Source organism: Curvibacter sp. GW821-FHT01G03 (assembly GCF_059422285.1).
The window spans coordinates 182,912-207,371 of record NZ_JBWKWP010000001.1; the positions used below are offsets into that span (position 1 = coordinate 182,912).

Annotated in this window: 27 protein-coding genes and 1 tRNA gene; 25 read left to right on the forward strand and 3 right to left on the reverse strand. The window is 62.1% G+C overall.

Translation table 11 applies throughout. The annotated features are described in order from the left end of the window. Nucleotides 1-19: 19 nt before the first annotated feature. From murA to tatC, 14 genes are all read left to right on the forward strand, one after another. Nucleotides 20-1,297 (forward strand): UDP-N-acetylglucosamine 1-carboxyvinyltransferase, encoded by a 1,278-nt coding sequence (murA, locus tag AC07VS_RS00825; protein WP_494749966.1) that lies wholly within the window; start codon nucleotides 20-22, stop codon nucleotides 1,295-1,297. Between the two features lie 21 nt (nucleotides 1,298-1,318). Beyond that, the gene (gene hisG / locus AC07VS_RS00830) at nucleotides 1,319-1,960 is read left to right on the forward strand and encodes an ATP phosphoribosyltransferase (protein ID WP_019576135.1); all 642 of its coding nucleotides are present in this window, start codon (nucleotides 1,319-1,321) and stop codon (nucleotides 1,958-1,960) included. Between the two features lie 39 nt (nucleotides 1,961-1,999). Beyond that, entirely contained in the window at nucleotides 2,000-3,328 is a 1,329-nt protein-coding gene (gene hisD, locus AC07VS_RS00835; protein WP_494749967.1) for a histidinol dehydrogenase, read from the forward strand. 4 nt (nucleotides 3,329-3,332) lie between these two features. Then, a complete protein-coding gene (gene hisC / locus AC07VS_RS00840) occupies nucleotides 3,333-4,439 on the forward strand; it encodes a histidinol-phosphate transaminase (RefSeq protein WP_494749968.1) in 1,107 nt (368 codons plus the stop codon). Beyond that, the gene (gene hisB / locus AC07VS_RS00845) at nucleotides 4,436-5,059 is read left to right on the forward strand and encodes an imidazoleglycerol-phosphate dehydratase HisB (protein WP_019576132.1); all 624 of its coding nucleotides are present in this window, start codon (nucleotides 4,436-4,438) and stop codon (nucleotides 5,057-5,059) included. The genes hisC and hisB overlap by 4 nt, the downstream gene beginning before the upstream one ends. 62 nt (nucleotides 5,060-5,121) lie before the next feature. Further along, a complete protein-coding gene (gene hisH / locus AC07VS_RS00850; protein WP_492347284.1) occupies nucleotides 5,122-5,778 on the forward strand; it encodes an imidazole glycerol phosphate synthase subunit HisH in 657 nt (218 codons plus the stop codon). A gap of 34 nt (nucleotides 5,779-5,812) precedes the next feature. Further along, the gene (hisA, locus tag AC07VS_RS00855; protein ID WP_492347283.1) at nucleotides 5,813-6,559 is read left to right on the forward strand and encodes a 1-(5-phosphoribosyl)-5-[(5-phosphoribosylamino)methylideneamino]imidazole-4-carboxamide isomerase; all 747 of its coding nucleotides are present in this window, start codon (nucleotides 5,813-5,815) and stop codon (nucleotides 6,557-6,559) included. Then, on the forward strand, nucleotides 6,559-7,338 hold the full coding sequence (gene hisF / locus AC07VS_RS00860) for an imidazole glycerol phosphate synthase subunit HisF (RefSeq protein WP_492347282.1): 780 nt from the start codon (nucleotides 6,559-6,561) through the stop codon (nucleotides 7,336-7,338). The genes hisA and hisF overlap by 1 nt, the downstream gene beginning before the upstream one ends. Nucleotides 7,339-7,408: 70 nt before the next feature. Continuing rightward, a complete protein-coding gene (hisI, locus tag AC07VS_RS00865; RefSeq protein ID WP_492347281.1) occupies nucleotides 7,409-7,813 on the forward strand; it encodes a phosphoribosyl-AMP cyclohydrolase in 405 nt (134 codons plus the stop codon). Nucleotides 7,814-7,824: 11 nt separating this feature from the next. Continuing rightward, complete coding sequence (locus AC07VS_RS00870) at nucleotides 7,825-8,193, forward strand: phosphoribosyl-ATP diphosphatase (RefSeq protein ID WP_492347280.1); 369 nt, start codon at nucleotides 7,825-7,827, stop codon at nucleotides 8,191-8,193. 158 nt (nucleotides 8,194-8,351) lie between these two features. Continuing rightward, nucleotides 8,352-8,711, forward strand: a complete 360-nt coding sequence (locus tag AC07VS_RS00875; RefSeq protein ID WP_492347279.1) for a histidine triad nucleotide-binding protein — start codon at nucleotides 8,352-8,354, stop codon at nucleotides 8,709-8,711. A 70-nt stretch (nucleotides 8,712-8,781) separates the two neighbouring features. Beyond that, a complete protein-coding gene (tatA, locus tag AC07VS_RS00880; protein ID WP_492347278.1) occupies nucleotides 8,782-9,027 on the forward strand; it encodes a Sec-independent protein translocase subunit TatA in 246 nt (81 codons plus the stop codon). Between the two features lie 103 nt (nucleotides 9,028-9,130). After that, the gene (tatB, locus tag AC07VS_RS00885; RefSeq protein ID WP_492347277.1) at nucleotides 9,131-9,586 is read left to right on the forward strand and encodes a Sec-independent protein translocase protein TatB; all 456 of its coding nucleotides are present in this window, start codon (nucleotides 9,131-9,133) and stop codon (nucleotides 9,584-9,586) included. Nucleotides 9,587-9,675: 89 nt separating this feature from the next. Then, nucleotides 9,676-10,476 carry a twin-arginine translocase subunit TatC gene (tatC, locus tag AC07VS_RS00890; protein ID WP_492347276.1) on the forward strand — a complete coding sequence of 267 codons (801 nt, stop codon included), beginning with the start codon at nucleotides 9,676-9,678 and terminating at the stop codon, nucleotides 10,474-10,476. A 94-nt stretch (nucleotides 10,477-10,570) separates the two neighbouring features. On the opposite strand, the gene AC07VS_RS00895 is transcribed toward tatC, so the two are convergent. Then, the gene (locus tag AC07VS_RS00895; RefSeq protein WP_494749969.1) at nucleotides 10,571-11,722 is read right to left on the reverse strand and encodes a trypsin-like peptidase domain-containing protein; all 1,152 of its coding nucleotides are present in this window, start codon (nucleotides 11,720-11,722) and stop codon (nucleotides 10,571-10,573) included. A gap of 372 nt (nucleotides 11,723-12,094) precedes the next feature. Here AC07VS_RS00895 and AC07VS_RS00900 point away from each other — a divergent pair, with 372 nt between their 5' ends. Together AC07VS_RS00900 and pdxA are read left to right on the forward strand one after the other, a co-directional pair. Then, nucleotides 12,095-12,847 carry a Nif3-like dinuclear metal center hexameric protein gene (locus tag AC07VS_RS00900; RefSeq protein ID WP_494656623.1) on the forward strand — a complete coding sequence of 251 codons (753 nt, stop codon included), beginning with the start codon at nucleotides 12,095-12,097 and terminating at the stop codon, nucleotides 12,845-12,847. A gap of 13 nt (nucleotides 12,848-12,860) precedes the next feature. Then, entirely contained in the window at nucleotides 12,861-13,934 is a 1,074-nt protein-coding gene (gene pdxA / locus AC07VS_RS00905; RefSeq protein WP_494749970.1) for a 4-hydroxythreonine-4-phosphate dehydrogenase PdxA, read from the forward strand. Between the two features lie 67 nt (nucleotides 13,935-14,001). On the opposite strand, the gene mscL is transcribed toward pdxA, so the two are convergent. Beyond that, the gene (gene mscL / locus AC07VS_RS00910; RefSeq protein WP_494656625.1) at nucleotides 14,002-14,439 is read right to left on the reverse strand and encodes a large conductance mechanosensitive channel protein MscL; all 438 of its coding nucleotides are present in this window, start codon (nucleotides 14,437-14,439) and stop codon (nucleotides 14,002-14,004) included. A 236-nt stretch (nucleotides 14,440-14,675) separates the two neighbouring features. Between mscL and petA the strand changes: the two genes are divergently transcribed. From petA to AC07VS_RS00940, 6 genes are all read left to right on the forward strand, one after another. After that, a complete protein-coding gene (petA, locus tag AC07VS_RS00915; protein WP_492347271.1) occupies nucleotides 14,676-15,290 on the forward strand; it encodes a ubiquinol-cytochrome c reductase iron-sulfur subunit in 615 nt (204 codons plus the stop codon). Nucleotides 15,291-15,301: 11 nt separating this feature from the next. Next, nucleotides 15,302-16,711 (forward strand): cytochrome b, encoded by a 1,410-nt coding sequence (locus tag AC07VS_RS00920; protein ID WP_492347270.1) that lies wholly within the window; start codon nucleotides 15,302-15,304, stop codon nucleotides 16,709-16,711. Between the two features lie 19 nt (nucleotides 16,712-16,730). After that, complete coding sequence (locus AC07VS_RS00925) at nucleotides 16,731-17,513, forward strand: cytochrome c1 (protein ID WP_492347269.1); 783 nt, start codon at nucleotides 16,731-16,733, stop codon at nucleotides 17,511-17,513. A 94-nt stretch (nucleotides 17,514-17,607) separates the two neighbouring features. Further along, the gene (locus tag AC07VS_RS00930; RefSeq protein WP_019576115.1) at nucleotides 17,608-18,219 is read left to right on the forward strand and encodes a glutathione S-transferase N-terminal domain-containing protein; all 612 of its coding nucleotides are present in this window, start codon (nucleotides 17,608-17,610) and stop codon (nucleotides 18,217-18,219) included. Between the two features lie 24 nt (nucleotides 18,220-18,243). Further along, on the forward strand, nucleotides 18,244-18,744 hold the full coding sequence (locus tag AC07VS_RS00935) for a ClpXP protease specificity-enhancing factor (protein WP_492347268.1): 501 nt from the start codon (nucleotides 18,244-18,246) through the stop codon (nucleotides 18,742-18,744). Between the two features lie 61 nt (nucleotides 18,745-18,805). After that, a tRNA-Thr gene (locus AC07VS_RS00940) sits at nucleotides 18,806-18,881 on the forward strand. Between the two features lie 25 nt (nucleotides 18,882-18,906). On the opposite strand, the gene AC07VS_RS00945 is transcribed toward AC07VS_RS00940, so the two are convergent. Next, nucleotides 18,907-19,215 carry a hypothetical protein gene (locus tag AC07VS_RS00945; protein WP_492347267.1) on the reverse strand — a complete coding sequence of 103 codons (309 nt, stop codon included), beginning with the start codon at nucleotides 19,213-19,215 and terminating at the stop codon, nucleotides 18,907-18,909. Between the two features lie 32 nt (nucleotides 19,216-19,247). Here AC07VS_RS00945 and AC07VS_RS00950 point away from each other — a divergent pair, with 32 nt between their 5' ends. The 3 genes from AC07VS_RS00950 (at nucleotide 19,248) to argJ (ending at nucleotide 24,450) form a co-directional block, all read left to right on the forward strand. Beyond that, the gene (locus tag AC07VS_RS00950; protein ID WP_492347266.1) at nucleotides 19,248-20,198 is read left to right on the forward strand and encodes a M23 family metallopeptidase; all 951 of its coding nucleotides are present in this window, start codon (nucleotides 19,248-19,250) and stop codon (nucleotides 20,196-20,198) included. Between the two features lie 163 nt (nucleotides 20,199-20,361). Continuing rightward, on the forward strand, nucleotides 20,362-23,115 hold the full coding sequence (secA, locus tag AC07VS_RS00955) for a preprotein translocase subunit SecA (RefSeq protein ID WP_492347265.1): 2,754 nt from the start codon (nucleotides 20,362-20,364) through the stop codon (nucleotides 23,113-23,115). A gap of 105 nt (nucleotides 23,116-23,220) precedes the next feature. Then, nucleotides 23,221-24,450 (forward strand): bifunctional glutamate N-acetyltransferase/amino-acid acetyltransferase ArgJ, encoded by a 1,230-nt coding sequence (gene argJ, locus AC07VS_RS00960; RefSeq protein WP_492347264.1) that lies wholly within the window; start codon nucleotides 23,221-23,223, stop codon nucleotides 24,448-24,450. The last annotated feature ends 10 nt before the right edge of the window (nucleotides 24,451-24,460 follow it).

Here is a 24,460-nt window from a genome sequence, read left to right on the forward strand (position 1 = left end):
CTGACCCTTTCAACCCCTGATGGACAAACTCCTCATCCGCGGCGGCCGTTCCCTGAATGGTGAAGCCCTTGTATCCGGTGCCAAGAACGCGGCCTTGCCCGAACTGTGCGCCGCCTTGCTGACCGAGGAGCCTGTCACCCTGGACAACGTGCCCCGCCTGCAGGACGTGGCAACCATGCTCAAGCTCATTCGCCACATGGGCGTGCTGGCCGAGCAGAGCGAGCAGGGCACGGTGCGTCTGGACGCCTCCGCGCTCACCCAGCCTGAGGCACCTTACGAACTGGTCAAGACCATGCGGGCCTCGGTGCTCGCGCTGGGCCCTTTGCTGGCCCGCTTCGGTCGTGCCCGGGTGTCCTTGCCTGGCGGGTGTGCGATCGGGTCGCGTCCGGTGGATCAGCACATCAAGGGCCTGCAGGCCATGGGGGCCGACATCCAGGTCGAGCATGGCTACATGGTGGCCCGCCTGCCCGCAGGTCAGACCCGGTTGAAGGGCGCCCGCATCACCACCGACATGGTGACCGTCACCGGCACCGAGAATTTCCTCATGGCCGCCACCTTGGCCGAGGGCGAGACGGTGCTTGAAAACGCCGCCCAGGAGCCCGAGATCCAGGACCTGGCCGAGATGCTGATCGCCATGGGTGCCCGCATCGAAGGCCATGGCAGCAGCCGCATCAGCATTCAGGGCGTTCCGCGTCTGCACGGTGCGCGTCACGCGGTGGTGGCCGACCGCATTGAGGCCGGTACCTTTTTGTGTGCCGTGGCGGCCACGGGCGGCGATGTGTTCCTGCGCCATGGCCGTGCCGAGCACCTTGACGCGGTGATCGAGAAGCTGATCCAGGCGGGTGCCTCGGTCACGGCCCATGAGGGCGGCATCCGCGTCCAGGCCCCAGGGCCTGCGGCCAGCTACTGCAAGGCCCAGAGCTTTCGCACCACCGAGTACCCGGGCTTCCCGACCGACATGCAGGCGCAGTTCATGGCGCTGAACTGCGTCTCGGGCGGTGTGTCGCGGGTGACTGAGACGATTTTTGAGAACCGCTTCATGCACGTGGACGAACTGGTCCGACTGGGCGCCCACATCCAGACCGATGGCAAGGTGGCGATCATCGAGGGCGTACCGCGCCTGTCGGGGGCCCAGGTCATGGCCACGGATCTGCGCGCTTCGGCCAGCCTGGTGATTGCCGGTCTGGTGGCCGAGGGCGAGACCGTGGTGGACCGCATCTACCACCTCGACCGTGGCTACGATCGCATGGAAGAAAAACTGCGCGGCCTGGGTGCCGACATCGAACGAATCCGCTGACCCCGGGGAAAGACCAGACACATGATTACGCTCGCCCTCTCCAAAGGCCGCATCTTTGACGAAACGCTGCCGCTGCTCGCAGCCGCCGGCATCGAGGTCACCGAAGACCCTGAAAAATCCCGCAAGCTGATCCTGCCCACCAACCAGCCCGATGTTCGCGTGGTGCTGGTGCGTGCCACCGATGTGCCCACCTATGTCGAGTACGGCGGCGCCGACCTCGGCGTGACCGGCAAGGACACCCTCATCGAGCACGGCGGCCAGGGCCTGTACCAGCCGCTGGACCTGCGCATCGCGCGCTGCCGCATGAGTGTGGCCGTGCGGGCCGATTTCGATTACGCGGGCGTCGTCAAGCAGGGCTCGCGCCTGCGTGTGGCCACCAAGTACACCTCGATTGCCCGTGACTTCTTTGCCACCAAGGGCGTTCACGTCGATCTGATCAAGCTCTATGGCAGCATGGAACTGGCGCCGCTCACGGGCCTGGCTGACGCCATCGTCGATCTGGTGTCCACCGGCAGCACCCTGAAGGCCAACCACCTGGTGGAGGTGGAGCGCATCATGGACATCAGCTCGCGTCTGGTGGTCAACCAGGCGGCACTCAAGCTCAAGCAAGCCCCCATCCGCCGCATCATCGACGCCTTTGCCGGTGCCGTGAAAGCCGACTGATCCTTTGAAGAAGAACCCCTCGTCCCGGAGCCCCTCGCCATGACCCTGCAAGCCGCCCCCCTTCGCCTGTCGACCGAATCGGCCTCTTTCGAGGCTGACTTCAAGGCCCGCTTGCACTGGTCTGCCGACACCGATGCGGCCATCGAACAGCGCGTGGCCGACATCCTGGCCGACGTGCAGCAGCGTGGTGACGCCGCCGTGATCGAGTACACCCAGCGTTTCGACGGCCTGAGCGTGACCGACATGGCGGCCCTGGAGTTGACCCAGGCTGAACTGAAGGACGCTTTTGATGGCCTGCCCGAAGTCCAGCGCCAGGCGCTGGAGCAGGCGGCCCGTCGCGTACGCAGCTACCACGAGGCGCAGAAAAAGGCCTCGGGCGAAAGCTGGAGCTACCGTGATGAAGAAGGCACTCTGCTAGGCCAGAAGGTCACTCCGCTGGACCGTGTGGGCATCTATGTGCCCGGTGGCAAGGCGGCCTACCCCTCTAGCGTGCTGATGAACGCCATCCCGGCCCATGTGGCCGGCGTGGGCGAGATCATCATGGTGGTGCCCACGCCCAAGGGCGAAAAGAACCCGCTGGTGCTGGCAGCCGCCTATGTGGCGGGCGTCACCCGGGCTTTCACCCTCGGGGGAGCCCAGGCCGTGGCTGCGCTGGCGTATGGCACGGCCACGGTGCCGAAGGTCGACAAGATCACGGGCCCGGGCAATGCCTATGTGGCCAGTGCCAAGAAGCGGGTGTTCGGCACCGTGGGCATCGACATGATCGCCGGCCCCAGTGAAATCCTGGTGCTGGCCGATGGCAGCACGCCCGCCGACTGGGTGGCCATGGACCTGTTCAGCCAGGCCGAACACGACGAATTGGCCCAAAGCATCCTGTTGTGCCCCGATGCGGCCTACATCGAGGCCGTCCAGCGCGAGATCGATCGCCTGCTGCCCACCATGCCACGCGCGGCGATCATCGCCAAGTCGCTGAGCGATCGCGGTGCCCTGATCCACACCCGCAGCATGGAAGAGGCCTGTGCCATCAGCAACCGAATCGCGCCCGAGCACCTGGAAGTGTCCAGTCGAGAACCGCACCGTTGGGAGCCCATGCTCAAGCACGCCGGTGCCATCTTCCTGGGGGCCTACACCAGTGAGTCGCTGGGCGACTATTGCGCCGGGCCAAACCATGTGCTGCCGACCAGTGGCACGGCCCGCTTCAGCTCACCCCTGGGCGTGTACGACTTCCAGAAGCGCAGCAGCCTGATCGAAGTGAGTGAAGCCGGTGCCCAGACCCTGGGCCTGATCGCGGCCGAACTGGCCTACGGCGAAGGGCTGCAGGCCCACGCCCAGGCTGCTGAGATGCGGCTCAAAACGCCCCGCGCCTGACCCCATGACCTCAAATACCCCCCACCTCGTTCGCGCTCTGGCCAACATCCGTCAGGATGTGCAGTCCATGCACGCCTATGCAGTGCAGGACGCACGCGGCCAGCTCAAGCTGGATGCCATGGAGAACCCGTTCAGCCTGCCCGAACCACTGCAGGCCGCGCTGGGGCAGCGGCTGGGCAGCCTGGCCGTCAATCGCTACCCGGGTGATCGCGTCAATGATCTGAAGGCAGCCTTGGGCCGCCACGCCGGCCTGCCCGAGGGCCATGCCCTGATGTTGGGCAATGGCTCGGACGAGCTGATCTCTTTGCTGGCCCTGGCCTGCGACGTGCCCGGCGCGACCATCCTGGCGCCCCTGCCCGGCTTTGTGATGTACGCCATGAGCGCCCAGTTGCAGGGATTGCGTTTTGTCGGTGTGCCGCTGACGGCCGATTTCGAACTCGACGAGGCCGCCATGCTGGCGGCCATTGCGGAGCACCGGCCGGCCATCACCTACCTGGCCTACCCCAACAACCCCACGGCCAACCTCTGGGACGTCGAAACCATCCGCCGGCTGATCGCGGCGGTGGGCGCGCAGGGCGGTCTGGTGGTCATGGACGAGGCCTACCAACCCTTTGCCAGCCACAGCTGGCTCAGTGAGATCACGGCGCACCCTGAGGCCAATGACCATGTGCTGTTGATGCGCACCCTGAGCAAGTTTGGCCTGGCCGGTATCCGTTTGGGCTACATGATGGGGCGGGCCGAGCTGATCGCTGAAATCGACAAAGTGCGCCCGCCCTACAACATCAGCGTGCTCAACTGCGAGTGCGCGCTGTTCGCTCTTGAACATGCCGAGGTCTTTGCCGAGCAGGCCGCCACACTGCGCCGCGAGCGCGGCCTGTTGCTGTCGGCCTTGCGCGCATGGCCCGGGGTCAAGGCTTGGGACAGCGATGCCAACATGATCCTGGTGCGCGTGCCCGATGCGCTCAAGACCTTCGAAGGCATGCGCTCCCTCGGCGTGCTGATCAAGAACGTTTCTAAAATGCATCCTTTGCTGGCCAACTGCCTGCGCCTGACGGTCGGCTCTGCCGACGACAACGCACGCATGCTGGCGGCTTTTCAGGCCTCTCTATGACCTCCTCCGCACTTGTCCCTGCCGCTTCTTGCGAGCGCACCGCCGAAGTCACCCGCAACACCGCCGAGACGCGCATCCGTGCGCGCGTCAACCTGGACGGGTCGGGTCTGTCCAAGCTCAACACCGGCATCGGCTTTTTTGATCACATGCTCGACCAGATCGCCCGACACGGCCTGATCGACCTCGACATCGATTGTGGTGGCGATCTGCACATCGACGGCCACCACACCGTGGAGGATGTGGGCATCACCCTGGGCCAGGCCTTCGCCCGTGCGGTGGGTGATAAAAAAGGCATTCGCCGCTACGGCCATGCCTACGTCCCCCTGGATGAAGCCTTGTCGCGGGTGGTGGTTGATTTTTCGGGGCGGCCTGGCCTGCACATGGACGTGAAGTTCACCAGTGGCATGATCGGTGCTTTCGATACGCAACTGGCATTTGAGTTTTTCCAGGGTTTTGTCAACCATGCTGGCGTGACCCTGCACATTGATAACCTCAAGGGTGTCAATGCCCATCATCAGTGTGAAACGATATTCAAGGCGTTTGCCCGGGCTGTGCGGTCGGCACTCGAGCTGGATCCCCGCTCGGCTGGCGTGATCCCGTCCACCAAGGGTTCGCTCTGATGTGATGACCCGGTTGCGGCACTGAAATGCTGCCACCCTCTCCTTGTCAAAGAAATTGAGTCATGAATCCAGTCGCTAATACCGTGGCCGTGGTCGACTACGGCATGGGCAATCTGCGCTCGGTGTCACAGGCCGTCCAGGCTGCAGCCGACCGCTCGGGTGTGAAGGTGATCATCACCTCGCGCCCCGAAGAGGTGCGTGCCGCCACCCGCGTGGTGCTGCCTGGCCAGGGGGCCATGCCCGACTGCATGCGCGAACTGCGCGAATCGGGCCTGCTCGAGTCTGTGCTGGAGGCCGCCGCCACCAAGCCGATGTTCGGCGTGTGTGTGGGCATGCAGATGCTGCTGGACCACAGCGCCGAGGGGGACACGCCTGGCCTGGGACTGATCCACGGTGAGGTGGTCAAATTCGACCTCGCCGGTCGTTTGCAGCCTGATGGCAGTCGCTTCAAGGTCCCGCAGATGGGCTGGAATCAGGTCGCCCAGACCCAGCCGCACGTTTTGTGGGCCGACGTGCCTGACAACAGTTATTTCTATTTCGTGCACAGTTTCTATGCGCGTCCGTCCGACGGGCGCCACAGTGTGGGCGAAGCGGACTACGGCGGGCGCTTTACCGCAGCCATTGCCCGCGATAATATTTTTGCGACCCAGTTCCACCCCGAAAAGAGTGCAAGCCACGGCCTGACGCTCTACCACAACTTCCTTCACTGGAATCCCTGACTTTTCCGCTGCACCCTACGCTGCTCACAGCACCATGCAACTCATTCCCGCGATCGATCTCAAAGACGGCCACTGCGTGCGCCTCAAGCAAGGTGACATGGACCAGGCCACCACCTTTGGTGAAGACCCTGCTGCCATGGCCCTGAACTGGGTCAACCAGGGCGCCCGCCGCCTCCACCTGGTCGACCTCAATGGCGCCTTTGCCGGCAAGCCCCAGAACTATTCGGCCATCAAGTCCATCCTCAAGGCGGTGGGCGATGACATTCCGGTTCAATTGGGGGGGGGCATCCGCGATCTGGACACCATCGAGAAGTACATCGACGGCGGTCTCCGTTACGTGATCATCGGCACGGCAGCCGTCAAGAATCCGGGCTTTCTGAAAGATGCCTGCACCGCATTTGGCGGTCACATCATCGTGGGGCTGGACGCCAAGGATGGCAAAGTGGCCACCGATGGCTGGAGCAAGCTCACGGGTCATGAAGTGGTTGATCTGGCCAAGAAATTCGAAGATTGGGGTGTGGAATCCATCATCTACACCGACATCGGGCGTGACGGCATGCTCTCGGGCATCAACATCGACGCGACCGTCAAGCTGGCCCAGGCCCTGACCATTCCCGTCATTGCCTCGGGCGGCCTGTCGAACATGGCTGACATTGAACAGTTGTGTGCCGTCGAGGGCGAAGGCGTTGAAGGTGTGATCTGTGGTCGTGCGATTTATTCGGGCGATCTCGACTTTGCGGCTGCCCAGGCTCGCGCCGACGAACTGAACGGGCGCAACTGATGCTGGCCAAGCGCATCATCCCCTGTCTGGACGTGACCGGTGGTCGGGTCGTCAAAGGTGTCAATTTCGTCGAACTGCGTGATGCAGGCGATCCGGTTGAAATCGCGGCCCGCTACAACGAGCAGGGCGCCGACGAACTGACCTTTCTGGACATCACCGCCACCAGTGATGGGCGCGACCTGATTCTTCACATCATCGAGGCAGTGGCCTCCCAGGTGTTCATTCCACTGACCGTCGGCGGTGGGGTGCGCACGGTCGAGGATGTGCGTCGCCTGCTCAACGCGGGTGCCGACAAGACCAGCTTCAACTCGGCCGCCATCGCCAACCCGCAAGTCATCAGTGACGCCTCGGCACGCTATGGCGCGCAGTGCATCGTGGTGGCCATCGATGCCAAGCGCCGTCATGGCGAAGACCTGCTGGCGCGCGGCGAAGGTTGGGATGTCTACAGCCATGGCGGGCGCAAGAACACCGGTCTGGATGCGGTGGCATGGGCCAGCGAGATGGCTCGCCGCGGTGCCGGCGAAATCCTGCTGACCAGCATGGACCGCGACGGTACCAAGGCGGGCTTTGATCTGGCCCTCACCCGTGCCGTGGCCGATGCGGTCAGCGTACCCGTCATCGCCTCGGGTGGTGTGGGCAATCTCGACCACCTGGCTGACGGTGTGCAGCAGGGCGGGGCCGATGCGGTGCTCGCGGCCAGCATCTTCCACTACGGTGAGTTCACGGTGGCCCAGGCCAAGGCGCGCATGGCAGAACGTGGCATTCCGGTGCGTCTCTGAGGTCGTCCACGGCCTCAGACGCCTGCCCACCGCCCGCAACCCGGGGGTGGGCTTTTCCAAATCATCGACAATGGACCCCATGAACTGGTTAGATGAAGTCAAGTGGGATGCCCAGGGCCTGGTGCCCGTGATCGCCCAGGAGCAAGGCAGCAACGATGTGCTCATGTTCGCCTGGATGAACCGCGAAGCCCTGCAAAAGACGGCTGAGCTGGGTCGAGCGGTTTACTACAGCCGTTCACGCCAGCGCCTTTGGTTCAAGGGTGAGGAGTCTGGCCATGTGCAGACGGTGCACGACATCCGGCTGGATTGCGACAACGATGTGGTGCTTCTGAAGGTCACGCAGCAAGGTCATGAGCCCGGCATTGCATGCCACACCGGGCGGCACAGCTGTTTCTTCCAGCAATACGATGCCGCCAAGGCCGGCTGGACGGCGGTCGATCCTGTCCTGAAAGACCCTGAATCCATTTACAAGTGACGTGCGTACCCATGAGTTCCAATGATTCCCTGGCCCGCCTGGCCGCCGTGATCGAGAGCCGCAAGCCTGAGCAGGGCGGCGATCCGGACAAAAGCTATGTCGCTCGTCTGCTGCACAAAGGGCCCGACGCTTTCCTCAAGAAAATCGGTGAAGAGGCGACCGAGACCGTGATGGCTGCCAAGGACGCGGACCACGGTGGCGATCGCAGCAAGATCGTCTATGAGGTGGCCGACCTGTGGTTTCACTCGATGATCGCGCTGGCGCACTATGGGCTGTCTCCGCTGGATGTGATTGCCGAACTGGAGCGCCGTGAAGGCACCAGCGGCATCGAGGAGAAGGCCTTGCGCAAGGTGCAGTCCCGTGAGGCCGATCAGGCCTGACGCTGGATGGTCGGACGTGCCCCTGGTCCGGCCCTGACAATGAATGTGTTTCCGCTCTCGGCCCAGTCTGGCCGGAGGGCTGATTTTTGGGGCGCTTGCCACGCCGTCTGGTGTCAAACCAGGCGCAGGTGACGCCCAGCAACCCATGGAGTGCTCGGATGTCGGTGGATGCCAATTGCATTTTCTGCAAGATCGTTGCGGGTCAGATCCCGTCGCGCAAGGTTTTCGAGGATGAAGACCTGTTTGCTTTTCATGACATCGCGCCTTGGGCGCCTGTCCATTTTCTGATCATTCCGAAGCTGCACATCCCGTCGATGGCCCATGTGGGCGCGGAACATGCTTCTCTGCTTGGCAAGATCATGACGCTGGCGCCCAAACTGGCCATGGAGCAGGGATGCAACCCTTATCCGCAGGGCGGTTTCCGCATCGTGACCAACACGGGTGCCGAGGGAGGGCAGGAGGTGCATCATCTCCACGTCCATGTCATGGGTGGTCCGCGGCCTTGGCTGCGGGGGTGATACTTGAGCCCCTGCGCCCAGGGGTTCGCCATCGGCGTCTAAAATCCAGTCAATTCTTCAGGAGAAATCCATGGGTTCGTTTTCTATTTGGCACTGGTTGATCGTGCTGTTGATCGTGGTGATGGTGTTCGGCACCAAGAAGCTCAAGAACATCGGCTCTGACCTGGGGGGCGCCGTGAAAGGCTTCAAGGACGGCATGAAAGAGGGGGGCACCTCCGAGGCGACCCCGCCCGCAGCGGCTGCTCCGGCCGCTCAAGTGGCCCAAGGTGTCGCAGAAAAGACAACGATCGACGTTGAAGCCAAGACCAAGTCCTGAGTTTCAAGTGCTTGCCCGGGGCTGATCCCGGACTTTCCGGCGGGTTGTGATGCAGCCCCAGCCGGCCTTGGGCGCTAGCGCTTTTTAATGGACAGATCCCTTCATGATTGACCTTGGCATTTCCAAAATGGCGCTGATCGGCGCGGTGGCTTTGATCGTCATCGGCCCTGAGAAGCTCCCGCGCGTGGCGCGCACCGTGGGCACCCTGCTCGGCAAGGCCCAGCGTTACGTGAATGACGTCAAGGCCGAGGTCAATCGTTCGATGGAGCTCGACGAGCTTCGCAAGATGAAGGACACCGTCGAGAGTGCTGCGCGCGATGTGGAGAATTCGATCCACACCAGCACCCGAGAGTTCGAGGAAAGCTGGCGTGAAACCACCGATGCCGCCCTGGAAAGTTCAGTGGAGCCGGCAGCCCCGGTGTACCGGCATCCTGGCAAGAACTGGCGCGTCAAGCGGGGCGCCACGCCGCAGTGGTACAAGGCGCGCAGCGGCGTGCGTACCAAGGCCTTGTCTGGGGCGGCCCGGGTGGCCCGGTATCGGCCGCGCAAGTTCAATTGAGCCCGTGCCGGCAAGCACGACCGGTACATTCAATCTTCTGCTCGGCCCGAGTCCCGGTCCGGGGGTCTTCCTCCCTATCACCATCCACCATGTCCGAATCCCCCCAACAAGATGACGAGCTGGCTGGCACCGAGCAGCCTTTTGTGCAGCACCTGATGGAGCTGCGCGATCGTCTGGTGCGTGCGTTGATCGCTGTCGGCGTGGTTGCGCTGGCCTTGGCCTTCTACCCAGGGGCCGGCGAGCTGTATGACCTGCTGGCGGCACCGTTGGTGGCTTACCTGCCCAAGGGCGCTACCCTGATCGCTACCAACGTGGTGTCGCCGTTTGTGGTGCCGATCAAGATCCTGTTCATGGCAGCCTTTCTGATCGCCTTGCCTTACGTCCTCTACCAGGTCTGGGCCTTTGTGGCGCCCGGCCTTTATTCGCATGAGAAGAAGCTGGTGTTGCCCCTGGTCATCTCCAGCACCTTGCTGTTCCTGGTGGGGGTGGCTTTTTGCTACTTCTTCGTGTTTGGCAAGGTGTTTTCCTTCATCCAGAGCTTTGCACCCAAATCGATCACGGCAGCGCCTGACATCGAGGAGTACCTGAGTTTTGTGCTGGGCATGTTCCTGGCCTTTGGTCTGGCCTTCGAGGTGCCCGTGGCGGTGATTCTGCTGGTGCGAATGGGCGTGGTCAGCACATCGCAATTGCGCCAGTACCGCGGTTACTTCTGGGTGGCTGCGGCGGTTGGCACGGCCTTGGTGACGCCCCCGGATGCTGGCTCGATGCTCATGCTGCTCGCGGTGGTGGGAGGGCTGTACGAGGTCGGGATTCTGGCGGCTCAGGCTTTCGTCAAGGCCACCAAAGCCCCGGTTGCCGAGGACGAAGCGGCGGCCTCTGAAGGGACGTGATGTGCAGGCAGCTCGACAGAGCTGAATCCAGTCAAAGAAAAGGGGGCCGGTATCGGCCCCCTTTTCTTTGGGTCTATTGACGGCCGCCTGTTGTTCAGCGCCGGGCCGGGGGGTGGGCTTTGGGGCGCACGCCCGGAACCACCTCGGCTTGCAGTGTTTTGCCTTGGCGCAGCAGGCTGAAAGGGGTTGATTGTCCGGGCGGCAGCCCCGAGACACGTGACAACAGTTCGGGCACGCTGCGCACGGCCTGGCCCCCCACCTGCGTGATCACATCGCCGGGCCGGATGCCCGCCTGGGCCGCGGGGCCGTTTTGCAGCACGCCGGTGATGATCACGCCCGGGACGGGCTGGATGCCGAAGGTCTCGGCCAATTCCGCGGACAGCTCATTCGGCTCGACCCCAATCCAGCCTCGTGTGACCCGTCCGTCCTTGATGATGCTGTCGAGCACCTGGCGCGCGGTGGACACCGGGATGGCAAAACCGATGCCCATGCTGCCGCCTGAGCGTGAATAGATGGCGGTGTTGATGCCCAGCAGATTGCCGTACACGTCGACGAGCGCGCCACCCGAATTGCCTGGGTTGATGGCCGCGTCGGTCTGGATGAAGTTCTCGAAGGTGTTGATGCCCAGCTGATTGCGTCCTAGCGCACTCACGATGCCGCCGGTCACGGTTTGCCCGACGCCGAAGGGATTGCCGATGGCCAATACCTGGTCTCCGACCTGCAGCGAGTCCGAATTGCCCAGCACAATCGTCGGCAACCTGTCGACGTCGATCTTCAGAACCGCCAGATCGGTGTCGGGATCGGTGCCGATGACCCGAGCCTGGGTGGTGCGGCTGTCGTTGAGGGTGACCTCGATCTCATCGGCTGATTCGACCACATGGTTGTTGGTGAGGATGTAGCCTGAGGTGCTGACGATCACGCCGCTGCCCAGTCCACTCTGTTGCTGGGTTGCGCCCTGGTCGCCGAAAAAGAACTGATACCAGGGATCACTGCTGCGAGGCTGGCGGCTGATCTTGCTGGTGTTGATGCTGACCACCGCTGGCGAAGCCTTGCGGGCGGCGCCACTGAGGCTGCCCGGAGCGGTGCTGCCGGCCGGGGAGGGCGGTGCCTCCAGCAACGCGACACCCATGGTGCCCACACGCAGAGGGCCGCGGTTCAGCCATTGGGGTTGGAGCGTGGCGACCACGAAATAGGCGGCCAGAACCACGGTGACGGTTTGAGAAAAGAGCTGCCAGATGCGCTTCATGAATGGGGTGTGGTGGGCGTCGACCGGGCCCCCCAGATGGGGCTGGAGCGGGCGGAATCCGGGCTGGCGGGTGAAGTTGGACTGCTATTGTCACTCAAGCCATGGGTCGCAGGATGAGGCGCAAATCAGAGCCTGCTCACGATCTCGCACGGTCCGCGTTGGCGCGCAATCGGGCGGGGCGCCACAAATCCGAGTTCGGGCCCGATGTCGCTCCAACCCTTCGGGCCGTGGTCTTTTCAGGCGGTCTGCGGCGTTGCGGCGCACAGTCGATAGCCGGGCGATCGACGGCGCACCACGCCTTGCATTCCATCCCGAAAAGACCGCTGCACGACCCGTGGGAGATCGTGAACAGGCTCTGAGACAATTCGGCGCATGAGTACTGACCGACACACCTTGCTGCAGACCTGCGATGCCTTGCTGCAGCCCGAGCGCTTCAAGGACTATGGCCCCAATGGCCTGCAAGTGGAGGGGCGTCAAGAGGTGCGGCGGCTGGTGTCCGGCGTCACCGCCAGCCTGGCCCTGATTGAAGCCGCCATTGCTGCCGGAGCTGACGCCATTCTGGTGCACCACGGTCTGTTCTGGCGTGGGCAGGACGGGCGCGTCACCGGCTGGATGAAGCAACGCCTGCAGAGGTTGTTGGCCCACGACATCAACCTGCTGGCCTATCACCTGCCACTGGATGCGCATCCGGAATGGGGTAACAACGCCCAACTGGGGCGGGTGCTGGGCTTGGAGGGCGGGGCTCCCTGTTTTGGTGAGCAGAACCTGGGTTGGATGGCGCCGCTGGGTGCCCTGGAAGGCGCGGCCCTGGCGCAGCGGGTAGAAACCGCACTGGGGCGACCCGTGACCTGGGTGCCGGGGGATGGTCGCCCGGTGAGGCGGGTGGCCTGGTGCACCGGCGGGGCCCAAAGCTATTTTGAAGCGGCCATTGCGGCCGGGGCGGATGCTTTCATCACCGGAGAGATCTCCGAGCCGCAGGCCCATTACGCCCGCGAGACCGGGGTGGCGTACCTCGCCGCTGGACACCATGCCACCGAACGCTATGGAGCCCCCGCGCTGGCGGGTGAGGTGGCCCGCCAACTGGGTGTTCCACATCACTTCATCGACATTGACAACCCCGCCTGAAAGGCACCCGCACATGTCTGATTCACCCCCCACAGTGGCCAGCGTTCCTGCCCATGGGCCCTGGTTGGCCTTGACCCAGGGCGACCCGGCCGGCATCGGGCCCGAGACCATCGTCAAAGCGTTTGAGCTTGAGCCGTCGCTCATGATGGGCGTTCTGGTCGTGGGGCAGCCGGAAGTGCTGCGTCGGGCCGCTCAGGTGGTGCGGCAGGTTCGTGGCGGTGGGCAGGCAACGGTGCCGGTCGTGGTGCTTTCCGAGCCGGCCGATCTGGCGCAGTGCCCACCGGGCTGCCTGCCGGTGATCGATCCCGGGACCCCCATGCCGAATGGCCTGCCTGAATGGGGGCAGGTCAGTGATCAGGCAGGCCGCCAGGCGGCTGAAGCTGTCCTTTGGGCGGCCCGGGCGGCTTTGCGTGGGGCGGTGGCCGCCATGGTGACGGCGCCGTTGCACAAAGAGGCACTGCACGCGGCGGGCGTGTCGTTTCCGGGGCACACCGAACTTTTGCAGGCTGAAGCGGCGGCCCATGCTGGGGTGGGACTGGAGGCAATGCCGGTTCGCATGATGCTGGCCAATCAGGAACTGCGAACCGTGCTGGTGAGCATCCATGTCTCGCTGCGCCAGGCCATCGATGCGGTGACCTACGACAACGTGCTGGACACCCTGCGAATCACCCAGGAATCATTGCGGCGCGTGTTGGGCAGGGCGCCCCGCATCGCGGTGGCAGGCCTGAACCCGCATGCGGGAGAGGGTGGAATGTTTGGGCGCGAGGAGCTGGACATCATCGAGCCCGCCGTGCAGGCCGCTCGTGCACAGGGGATGCAGGTTGTGGGGCCGGTGGCCCCCGACACGGTGTACATGCGAGCCCGGCGTGGCGAGTTCGATGTGGTGGTGGCGATGTACCACGATCAGGGGCTGATACCGGTCAAATACCTGGGGGTGGAGGAGGGGGTCAACGTGACCTTGGGCTTGCCTCTGGTGCGCACCAGTCCTGATCATGGAACCGCATTCGACATCGCCGGCACAGGGCAGGCCGACCCGTCCAGCTTGATCGAGGCGCTGCGCATGGCCCGGCGCCTGATCCACGCCTGAGCGAGGTCGCGCCGCAAGGTGTCAGGCGACCTGGGCGGCCTGGTTGTCCGGGGCTTCGTGGGGGGGCTTACTTGCGCAGGCTGTCGCGAATTTCGCGCAGCAAGACAATATCTTCAGCAGGGGCGGCCGGCGCGGCTTCGACCGGCGCTTCGGTCGGTGTTTCACGCTTCAGGCGGTTGATTTGTTTGACCATCATGAAAATGATGAAAGCCAGGATCAGGAAATTCACCGCCACGGTGATGAAATGCCCATACGCAAAAACAGGCACACCGGCTTTCTTGAGGCCTTCCAGCGTGTCGGACGTGCCTGCTGGAATTTGACCCAAGGCAATATAGAGATTTGAAAAATCGAGCTTGCCAAACACCAGTCCGACCACCGGCATGATCAGATCAGCCACCACCGAGTCGACGATCTTCCCGAAGGCGCCGCCGATGATCACGCCGACAGCCAGGTCAATCACATTGCCTTTGATGGCGAATTCTTTGAATTCCTTGACGATGCTCATGGAAAGTTTCCTTTGTTTGCTTTGTATGAATTTTTTTGCCGCGGGCGGCTGAGTATCAATTCTGCACAGTCTTTACGATATGCAGGGGGTAATCCAAGGGTTTGCCCTGATTTCTCGGTATTTATGCACATTCTCCGGGACGATACACGTGGCAAAAGCGCGTTGAATTTACGAGAGGCCCTCCGGTACAATCCGCGGTTGACCCAAATAAGCGATGTTCATCGAGGAACAACCCCATGAGTGACACCCCAGTCGACACCCAGCGGATCGACTCCAGCAAGAGGACGTGGCTGATCGCCTCAACCTGTGCTGGTGCCGTGGGCGGCGTTGCAACCGCCGTTCCCTTCGTGAGTACTTTGTCTCCTTCTGAAAAGGCCAAGGCGGCGGGTGCCGCTGTCGAGGTGGATATTTCCAACCTCAAGCCTGGCGAGAAGATGACGGCCGAGTGGCGGGGCAAACCCGTGTGGATCGTGAAGCGCACACCAGAGATGGTGGCTGAGCTTTCCAAGCTCGACGGCCAACTGGCAGACCCGAAGTCTGAGCGCCATCCCGACGAATTCACGCCCGAGTACGCGCGCAACACGACCCGCTCGATCAAGCCGGAAGTGCTGGTGGTGGTGGGCATCTGCACCCACCTCGGCTGCTCGCCGTCTGACAAGTTCACCCCGGGTCCGCAGCCCTCGCTGCCCGACAACTGGGAGGGGGGGTTCCTCTGCCCTTGCCACGGTTCGACCTTTGACCTGGCCGGGCGTGTGTTCAAGAACAAGCCGGCACCGGACAACCTGCCGGTGCCTCCTCACATGTACCTGTCCGATACGCGCCTGCTGATCGGCGAAGACAAGAAGGCTTGAGGGAACACATCATGGCTGAATACAAGGAAATCTCCCCCAACGCCTCGGCAGGCGAAAAGCTGCTGAACTGGGTGGACAACCGCTTCCCGGCGTCCAAGCTGTACAAAGAGCACCTCTCCGAGTACTACGCACCCAAGAACTTCAACTTCTGGTACTTCTTTGGCTCACTGGCCATGCTGGTGCTGGTGATTCAGATCGTGACCGGTATCTTCCTGGTCATGCACTACAAGCCGGATGCCACGCTGGCATTTGCCTCGGTCGAGTACATCATGCGTGATGTGCCCTGGGGGTGGCTGGTGCGTTACATGCACTCCACCGGTGCTTCGGCATTCTTTATCGTGGTCTACCTCCACATGTTCCGGGGTCTGCTGTACGGCTCGTACCGCAAGCCGCGGGAACTGGTCTGGATCTTCGGTTGCGCCATTTTCCTGTGTCTGATGGCCGAGGCCTTCATGGGCTATCTGCTGCCCTGGGGGCAGATGTCGTACTGGGGCGCTCAGGTGATCGTGAACCTGTTCTCTGCCATCCCCTTTGTCGGCCCTGATCTGGCTTTGCTGATCCGCGGCGACTACGTGGTGTCCGATGCGACCTTGAACCGTTTCTTCAGCTTCCACGTGATTGCGGTTCCGCTGGTGCTGCTGGGTCTGGTGGCCGCTCACATCATTGCCTTGCATGAAGTGGGCTCGAACAACCCGGATGGCGTCGAAATCAAGGGCCCCAAGGCGCCCCGCGATGCCAACGGTCACCCTCTGGATGGCATTCCTTTCCATCCGTACTACACCGTTCACGACATCCTGGGCGTGAGTGTGTTCCTGATGGTGTTCACGGCAGTGATCTTCTTCGCCCCTGAAGCGGGTGGGTACTTCCTGGAATACAACAACTTCATCCCGGCCGATCCGTTCAAGACGCCGAACCACATCGCCCCGGTCTGGTACTTCACGCCGTTCTACTCGATGCTGCGTGCCATCACGGGCGAGATGATGTATGCGTTGATCGCTTGCGTGGCCGCTGGCGCCTTCTTCGGTGCCGTCAAATCCAAACTGCCGGCCTTCCTGAAGGCGGGTGTCGTGGGCGCAGCGGTGGTGGTCATCGCCCTGATGTTGTCCATCGACGCCAAGTTCTGGGGTGTGGTGGTCATGGGTGGCGCAGTGATCATCCTGTTCTTCCTGCCTTGGCTGGATCAAAGCCCGGTGAAATCCATCCGCTATCGCCCGAGCTGGCATAAATACCTTTATGCCGTCTTCGTGGTGGTGTTCGTGGTGCTGGCCTACCTTGGTGTGCAGCCGCCGTCTCCGATTGGCGAGCGTGTGTCCCAAGTGGGTACCTTGTTCTACTTTGGCTTCTTCCTGTTGATGCCGTGGTGGAGTCAGATCGGTGAAACCAAGCCGGTTCCTGATCGTGTGACTTTTGCTGCCCATTGATTTGCTGGAGAGAAAAACAATGAAAAAGCTTGCAAACCTGGGCTTCGCCCGTCACCTGATCGTTGGTTTGGCCATGGCTGTCGGTCTGGTTGCTGGCGTCCAAGCCAACGAAGGTGGTGTGGCTTGGGACAAGGCACCCAACAAGACCAATGATCTGGCTGCCCTGCAAAACGGCGCCAAGATCTTCGTCAACTACTGCCTCAACTGCCATTCGGCTGCTTTCATGCGCTTCAACCGCCTGAGGGACATCGGCCTGACCGAGCAGCAGATCAAGGACAACCTTCTGTTCACGACCGAAAAGGTCGGTGACACCATGAAGGCTGCGATCGATCCCAAGCAGGCCAAGGATTGGTTTGGTGCCAACCCGCCCGATCTGACCGTGATCGCCCGATCGCGTGCGGGTCATGGTGGCACGGGTGCCGACTACCTCTACACCTACATGCGCACTTTCTACCGCGACGAGACCAAGGCCACCGGCTGGAACAACCTGGTCTTCCCGAGCGTGGGCATGCCGCACGTGCTCTGGGAACTGCAAGGCGCGCGCCGTCCGGTATATGAAGAATCCGAGGAGCATGGCCACAAGGTTGAGGTGTTCAAGGGCTGGGAGCAGCTGACTCCGGGTACCATGACGCCCCTGCAATATGATCAGGCCGTAGGGGATCTCGTGGCCTATCTGCAGTGGATGGGCGAGCCAGCGCAAAATACACGTGTCCGGGTGGGCGTGGGTGTTCTGATCTTCCTGGCTTTCTTCACGTTGATCGCCTGGCGTCTGAACGCTGCTTACTGGAAAGACGTCAAGTAATTCCGTCACCTGCCTGATCGACTCGGTCGATCAGGCCCGCAGAGTGGGTCCGCCTTGGGCGCCCCACTCTTTTTGATTTTGAGGAGCCGTTACCATGATGGTGTTGTACTCGGGGACCACGTGTCCCTTTTCCCACCGCTGCCGCTTTGTCTTGTTTGAAAAAGGCATGGACTTCGAGATTCGCGACGTGGATCTCTACAACAAGCCAGAAGACATCAATGTGATGAATCCCTACGGTCAGGTGCCTATCCTGGTCGAACGGGATCTGATTCTGTATGAATCGAACATCATCAACGAGTACATCGATGAGCGCTTTCCTCATCCTCAGCTGATGCCCGGCGATCCGGTGGATCGTGCCCGTGTCCGCCTGTTCCTGCTGAACTTCGAGAAGGAATTGTTTGTGCACGTGAGCGCCCTCGAGTCGCGTCTGACCAAGGGCAATGAAAAGGCCCTGGAAAAAGCACGCGCCCACATCCGCGACCGCCTCACCCAGCTTGCTCCGGTGTTCCTGAAGAACAAGTACATGCTGGGCGAGAATTTCTCCATGCTGGATGTGGCGATTGCCCCGCTGCTGTGGCGTCTGGATTACTACGGCATCGAACTGAGCAAGAACGCCGCGCCTCTGCTCAAGTACGCCGAGCGTATTTTCTCGCGTCCGGCCTACATCGAAGCGCTCACGCCGTCCGAAAAGGTCATGCGCAAGTAAGCCCTCTGTTTGCGAAAGAACGCCATGAATGCCCAGGAGTCTCCATCGACCCGTCCTTATCTGATCCGCGCTTTGTACGAGTGGTGCACTGACAACGGGTTCACGCCCTACGTGGCGGTTGCTGTGGATGAGTCGGTTCAGGTGCCGCGTGAGTTCGTCAAGGAGGGGGAGATCGTTCTCAACGTCAGCTATGACGCCACGAGCGGCCTCAACATCGGCAACGATTTCCTCGCATTCAAGGCGCGTTTCGGCGGCGTGCCACGCGAAATCCTGGTGCCGATCGAGCGTGTGATGGCCATCTACGCCCGTGAAAACGGTCAAGGGATGGCTTTTCCGATCGCGGATACTCCGTCCGAACCGAAGGCCGATGCCAAGCCTGTTCTGTCCGAAACCTCATCTGATGAGCGTGTCGTGCAGTTGGTGTCGGTGGACGAGGCCGCTGCACCCTCTGCGGAGACACCGCCCGAGCCTCCCAAGCCTGCTTCGCCCGCGGGTGCGAGGCCGGCGTTGAAGCGAATTAAGTAGGCATTTTCATTTCTCCCCGGGGTTCTGGCAGTTAGAATCCTGCCCGTACCCTCTGGGGTCAGCCGGTTTAGCTCAGTTGGTAGAGCACCCGCCTTGTAAGCGGTAGGTCGTCAGTTCGAATCCGACAACCGGCACCATCTTCTCTTTTGTCACCCCCTCCATTCAACGGTTCGCTGTTTGAACCTTGAGTCGGATTGCGGTAACCTCCCACCCCCGACTTCTCAAATGCGCCTGCAAGGCCGGCAACAGTTGTTTCAGCTTGGCTGCAGCCGAGTTTGATTCAACCAGCAGGCACCAGGTTGGTCCGTCAATGGGCCCGGCCTTGATGGCCGATCTGAGCAAGGGAGGGATCAGGGGTTCGATGGCCTTCAGGCGCAACGACGAATCCCGCACCAATTCTGACAATCTGGCCAGGGTGGGCGATTCCATCGACGCCTGGGCGAGCGTCACAGCTTGATGTCGACGGTTCATGTGGGGACCCGGTTTTCTGGAGAGGTACTGAATTGCAACTGATTATCACGGATGCCTGGTTGGCCAAGAGCAGGGCCTTGCACTTGAGTGGCTGGCATTTGCTGCTGGCAACCCTGCTGGCTTCGTTGGGGCTGATGCTGTTTGCCGCCGGGCTTTACCACTGGGTTTTTCTCAAAGGGGCGCGTGAAGGTTGGCCTGTCATCGGCTCGGTGGTCAAACTGATTGTGAAGGACGAGAACGAGCAGCGTGATCGCTACTTGCGCGAGAACCTGGATGTCATGGCCCGAAGGGTCGGTGAAATGCAGGCCAGGATGATGCAACTCGAATCTCTTGGGGAGCGCGTGTCGGGTCTTGCGGGGGTGAGTGCCGATCTGAAGTCGACGCCGGGGCGTGGTGGGGCCTTGGTCGCCGCCCGCCCCATGACTTTTGAAGAATTGCAAAGCACACTGGATGAGCTTGAGCGCGTGGCAGACCAGCGTGTCGATCTGATGACGGTGATTGAATCCCGCTTGTTCGACCAGAAGATCCGCAAGATGATGGTTCCCACCCAGACCCCCGTTCCGGGACGCCCGCTGGGTTCTGGTTTCGGGTGGCGCATTGATCCCATCACGGGCAGCTCTGCGCTGCACACCGGGCAGGACTACCAGGCGGATGTCGGCACGCCGATTCTGGCCGCCGCGGGGGGTGTGGTGGTCACGCAGGCCTACCATCCCGAATATGGACAGATGATCGAGATCGATCATGGCAATGATCTTGTCACCCGATATGCGCACGCTTCACGGGTGTTTGTGCACAAGGGCGATCTGATCAAGCGTGGCCAGCGCATTGCCGAAGTGGGCACCACGGGGCGCTCCACCGGTCCCCACCTGCACTTCGAGTTGTTGGTGCAGGGCGTCCCGCAGGATCCGAACCGCTTTTTGCGCGCCGGATCGAGTGCCTCCACCACGCTGGCAGACCGGCGTGGCGCTGTCACGGCGCAGTAGGGGCCAAAAGGTAGAATCTCCATCTTGTGCCGGTATCCTGGCTTGGCGCGTTGTTGCACGCACGCTTGCAATCCAGGAAGTCGGCTCCACCTGAATTCAGCATTGTTTTAGGGATTTTGGTCGCTCTGTCATGGCGCATAGCAGGCAGAGCGGTCTTGTTTTCATGGCCACTAATTTCCTTACCAAAATTTTCGGCAGCCGCAACGATCGGCTTCTGCGTCAGTACCGCAAGACGGTGGATCGCATCAACGCGATGGAGCCTGAGTACGAAAAATTGTCGGACGAGGCGCTGCGGGCCAAGACTGACGAATTCCGTGAGCGGGTCAGCAAGGGGGAAAGTCTCGACGCGATCCTGCCTGAGGCCTTTGCGGTGGTTCGTGAAGGCTCCAAGCGGGTCATGCGCATGCGCCACTTCGATGTGCAGTTGTTGGGCGGCATGGGCTTGCACAACGGCAAGATCGCTGAAATGCGCACCGGGGAAGGCAAGACGCTGACGGCGACCTTGGCGGTCTATCTGAATGCGTTGTCCGGCAAGGGCGTGCATGTGGTCACGGTCAACGACTACCTGGCGGGGCGAGACGCGGCCAACATGGGGCGTCTGTACAACTTCCTGGGCATGACCGTCGGCGTCAACCTGCCGCAGATGCCGCGGGCTGAAAAGCAGGCGGCCTACGGGGCAGACATCACCTACGGGACCAACAACGAATATGGCTTTGACTACCTGCGCGACAACATGGTCTACGAGACCACGGATCGCGTGCAGCGTGGCCTCAACTACGCCATCGTGGACGAGGTGGACTCGATCCTGATCGACGAGGCGCGTACGCCTTTGATCATCAGTGGTCAGGCCGATGACCACACGGCCCAGTACATCGCGATCAACCGCGTGGTGCCTTTGCTGGTTCGCCAGGAGGGTGAGGCCGATCCTCGCACGGGCGAGGGTGTGACCAAGCCTGGTGACTTCACCGTCGACGAGAAGACCCATCAGGTGGTGCTCACCGAGCAGGGCCATGAGAACGCCGAGCGCATTCTCTACAGCGCCGGCTTGCTGCCCGAGGGGGCCTCGCTTTACGACCCGGCCAACATCTCGCTGATGCACCACCTGTATGCAGCGCTGCGGGCCAACCACCTTTATCACCGTGACCAGCACTATGTGGTGCAGGACGGCGAGATCGTGATCGTTGACGAGTTCACTGGCCGCCTGATGTCGGGTCGCCGCTGGAGCGATGGCTTGCACCAGGCTGTTGAAGCCAAGGAAGGCGTGGCCATTCAGGCCGAGAACCAGACCCTGGCCTCGATCACCTTCCAGAACTATTTCCGCCTGTACAGCAAGCTGTCCGGCATGACGGGCACGGCGGACACCGAGGCCTATGAGTTCCAGGAGATCTATGGTCTTGAGACCATGGTCATCCCGCCGAACAAGCCCAGTCGTCGTGACGACCAACTCGACCGCGTCTACAAGACCACCAAGGAAAAGTACGACGCCGCCGTCAAGGACATTCGCGATTGCTATGAGCGTGGGCAGCCCGTGCTGGTCGGCACCACCTCGATCGAGAACTCCGAGCTGATCTCTCAGTTGCTGGATCGCGAAAAGTTGCCGCATCAGGTGCTCAACGCCAAGCAGCACGCCCGTGAGGCTGACATCGTGGCCCAGGCAGGTCGCTCGAAGATGATCACCATTGCCACCAACATGGCAGGCCGCGGGACCGACATCGTGCTCGGTGGCAACATCGAAAAGGCCCTGGCCGAGGCTGAGGCTGATGAATCGCTGGACGTAGCACAGCGCGAACAGAAGGTCGCCCAGCTGCGCGAGGCATGGCAGCGTGACCATGAAGTTGTCAAACAGCAGGGTGGCTTGCGCATCATCGCTACCGAGCGCCATGAGTCCCGCCGCATTGACAACCAGTTGCGCGGCCGTTCGGGCCGCCAGGGTGATCCGGGCTCCTCGCGCTTCTACCTGAGCCTGGACGACCAATTGATGCGCATCTTTGCGGGCGATCGTGTCAAGGCGATCATGGATCGTCTGAAGATGCCCGAAGGTGAGGCCATCGAAGCCGGCATCGTCACGCGCAGCATCGAGTCGGCCCAGCGCAAGGTGGAGGCCCGCAACTTCGACATCCGCAAGCAATTGCTGGAATACGACGATGTCTCCAATGACCAGCGCAAGGTGATCTACCAGCAGCGCAACGACATTCTGGATGCGGGCAGCCTGGAGGCCCAGATTGCCAGCTTGCGCGAGGGCTGCTTTGACGATCTGGTCCGCGCCTATGTGCCGGCCGAGTCGGTTGAAGAGCAATGGAACCTGCCGGGTTTGCAGCGGGTGCTGAAGGATGAGTGGCAGATCGAAGTCGATCTGCAGGCGCTGGTCGAAAAATCCAGTGCCATCATGGACCATGACATCCTCGAGGCCGTGCAAAAAGCGGCCGGCGAGGTCTTCCAGGCCAAGGTGGATGTGGTGGGCGGCGAGAGTTTCACCCAGTTCGAGCGCGTTGTCCTGCTCCAGACCATTGACAGCCACTGGCGCGAACACCTCAGCTCGCTGGACCACCTGCGCCAAGGCATCCACCTGCGCGGCTATGCCCAGAAGCAACCCAAGCAGGAATACAAGCGCGAGGCCTTTGAACTGTTCGGCCAGATGCTGGATTCAGTCAAGAACGAAGTCACTCGCCTGTTGATGACAGTTCGTCTGCAATCTGACGATCAAGTCGGTGAAGCCGCCCAGGCGCTGGAGGCCCGTGCCGAGCACATCTCCAACGTGACCTACACGGCACCCACCGAGACCGGCGAGGTCGAGACGGTGGCCGATCAGTCGGGCGCACCCTTGCCCGCCGATGCGCTGTTGCGCGTGGGGCGCAACGATCCTTGCCCCTGCGGTAGTGGCAAGAAATTCAAGCTGTGTCACGGCAAGTTGGCCTGAGCCCTGCACACTCCTGACACGGGCTGCGGCCCGTGTTGTTCATTCGGGCCTCGCTGGCGCATGGCAATCCACCGCTGGCAAGGGCTCTTGTTTTGAAAGTCGACCATGCCTGTTCATCTTTCTGCTCCGCTTCCCCATGAGATTTTTCCGGTTCCCGGCGTGCGCATCGGCGTGGCCGAGGCCGGGGTACGCAAGGCCAACCGCAAGGACCTGACCGTCTTCTTGCTGGATGAAGGCACCAGCGTGGCCGGTGTGTTCACCCAGAACCGCTTTTGCGCTGCGCCTGTGCAGATCAGCCGTGAGCATCTGAGCCGTGGTGCCGGTGTGCGCGCCATGGTGATCAATACTGGCAATGCCAATGCCGGCACGGGTGAGGATGGTCTGGTGCGTGCTCGCGCCACCTGCATCGCCCTGGCCCGCCAACTGACCCTGTCGCCCGATCAGATCCTGCCGTTTTCGACAGGCGTGATCATGGAGCCCCTGCCGGTGGATCGCATCGAAGCCGGCCTGCCAGCCGCCTTGGCCGATGCCCGCGAAGACCATTGGGGCCGTGCCGCCGAAGGCATCATGACCACCGACACCGTGCCCAAGGCGTTCAGCCGGCGCATCACCCTGTCCGGCGTGCCGGTGACGATTTCCGGTATCAGCAAGGGCGCGGGCATGATCCGCCCCAACATGGCCACCATGCTGGGCTTTCTGGCTACCGATGCGGCGCTGGATCCGGCCTTGCTGCAGGGGTTGGTGCGTGACCTGGCCGAAGGCTCGTTCAACCGGGTGACCATCGATGGCGACACCTCCACCAATGACTCCTTTGTGTTGATGGCCACCCACAAGGCGGGCAATCCGCTCATCCAGTCGCTGGATTCGGGTGATGGGGCCTTGCTCAAGGCCGCCTTGCTGGAGGTGGCGCAAAAGTTGGCGCAGGCCATCGTGCGTGATGGCGAAGGTGCCACCAAATTCATCACTGTGCGTGTTGAAGGTGGCAAGACGGCGGAAGAGTGCCGCCTGGTGGCCTATGCCATCGCCCACTCGCCCTTGGTCAAAACCGCTTTCTACGCCAGTGACCCCAACCTGGGCCGCATCCTGGCAGCGGTGGGCTATGCAGGCATTGCCGACCTCGATCAGACCGGCATCGACCTGTATCTGGACGATGTGCATGTGGCCGTCCAAGGTGGGCGCAACCCGGCTTACCGTGAGGAAGACGGCCAACGCGTCATGAAGCAAAGCGAAATCACCGTGCGTGTGGTGCTGGGCCGTGGTGCCGCAGCGGACACCGTCTGGACCTGTGATCTGAGCCACGATTACGTGAGCATCAACGCTGACTACCGGTCCTGAGCCTCAGGCG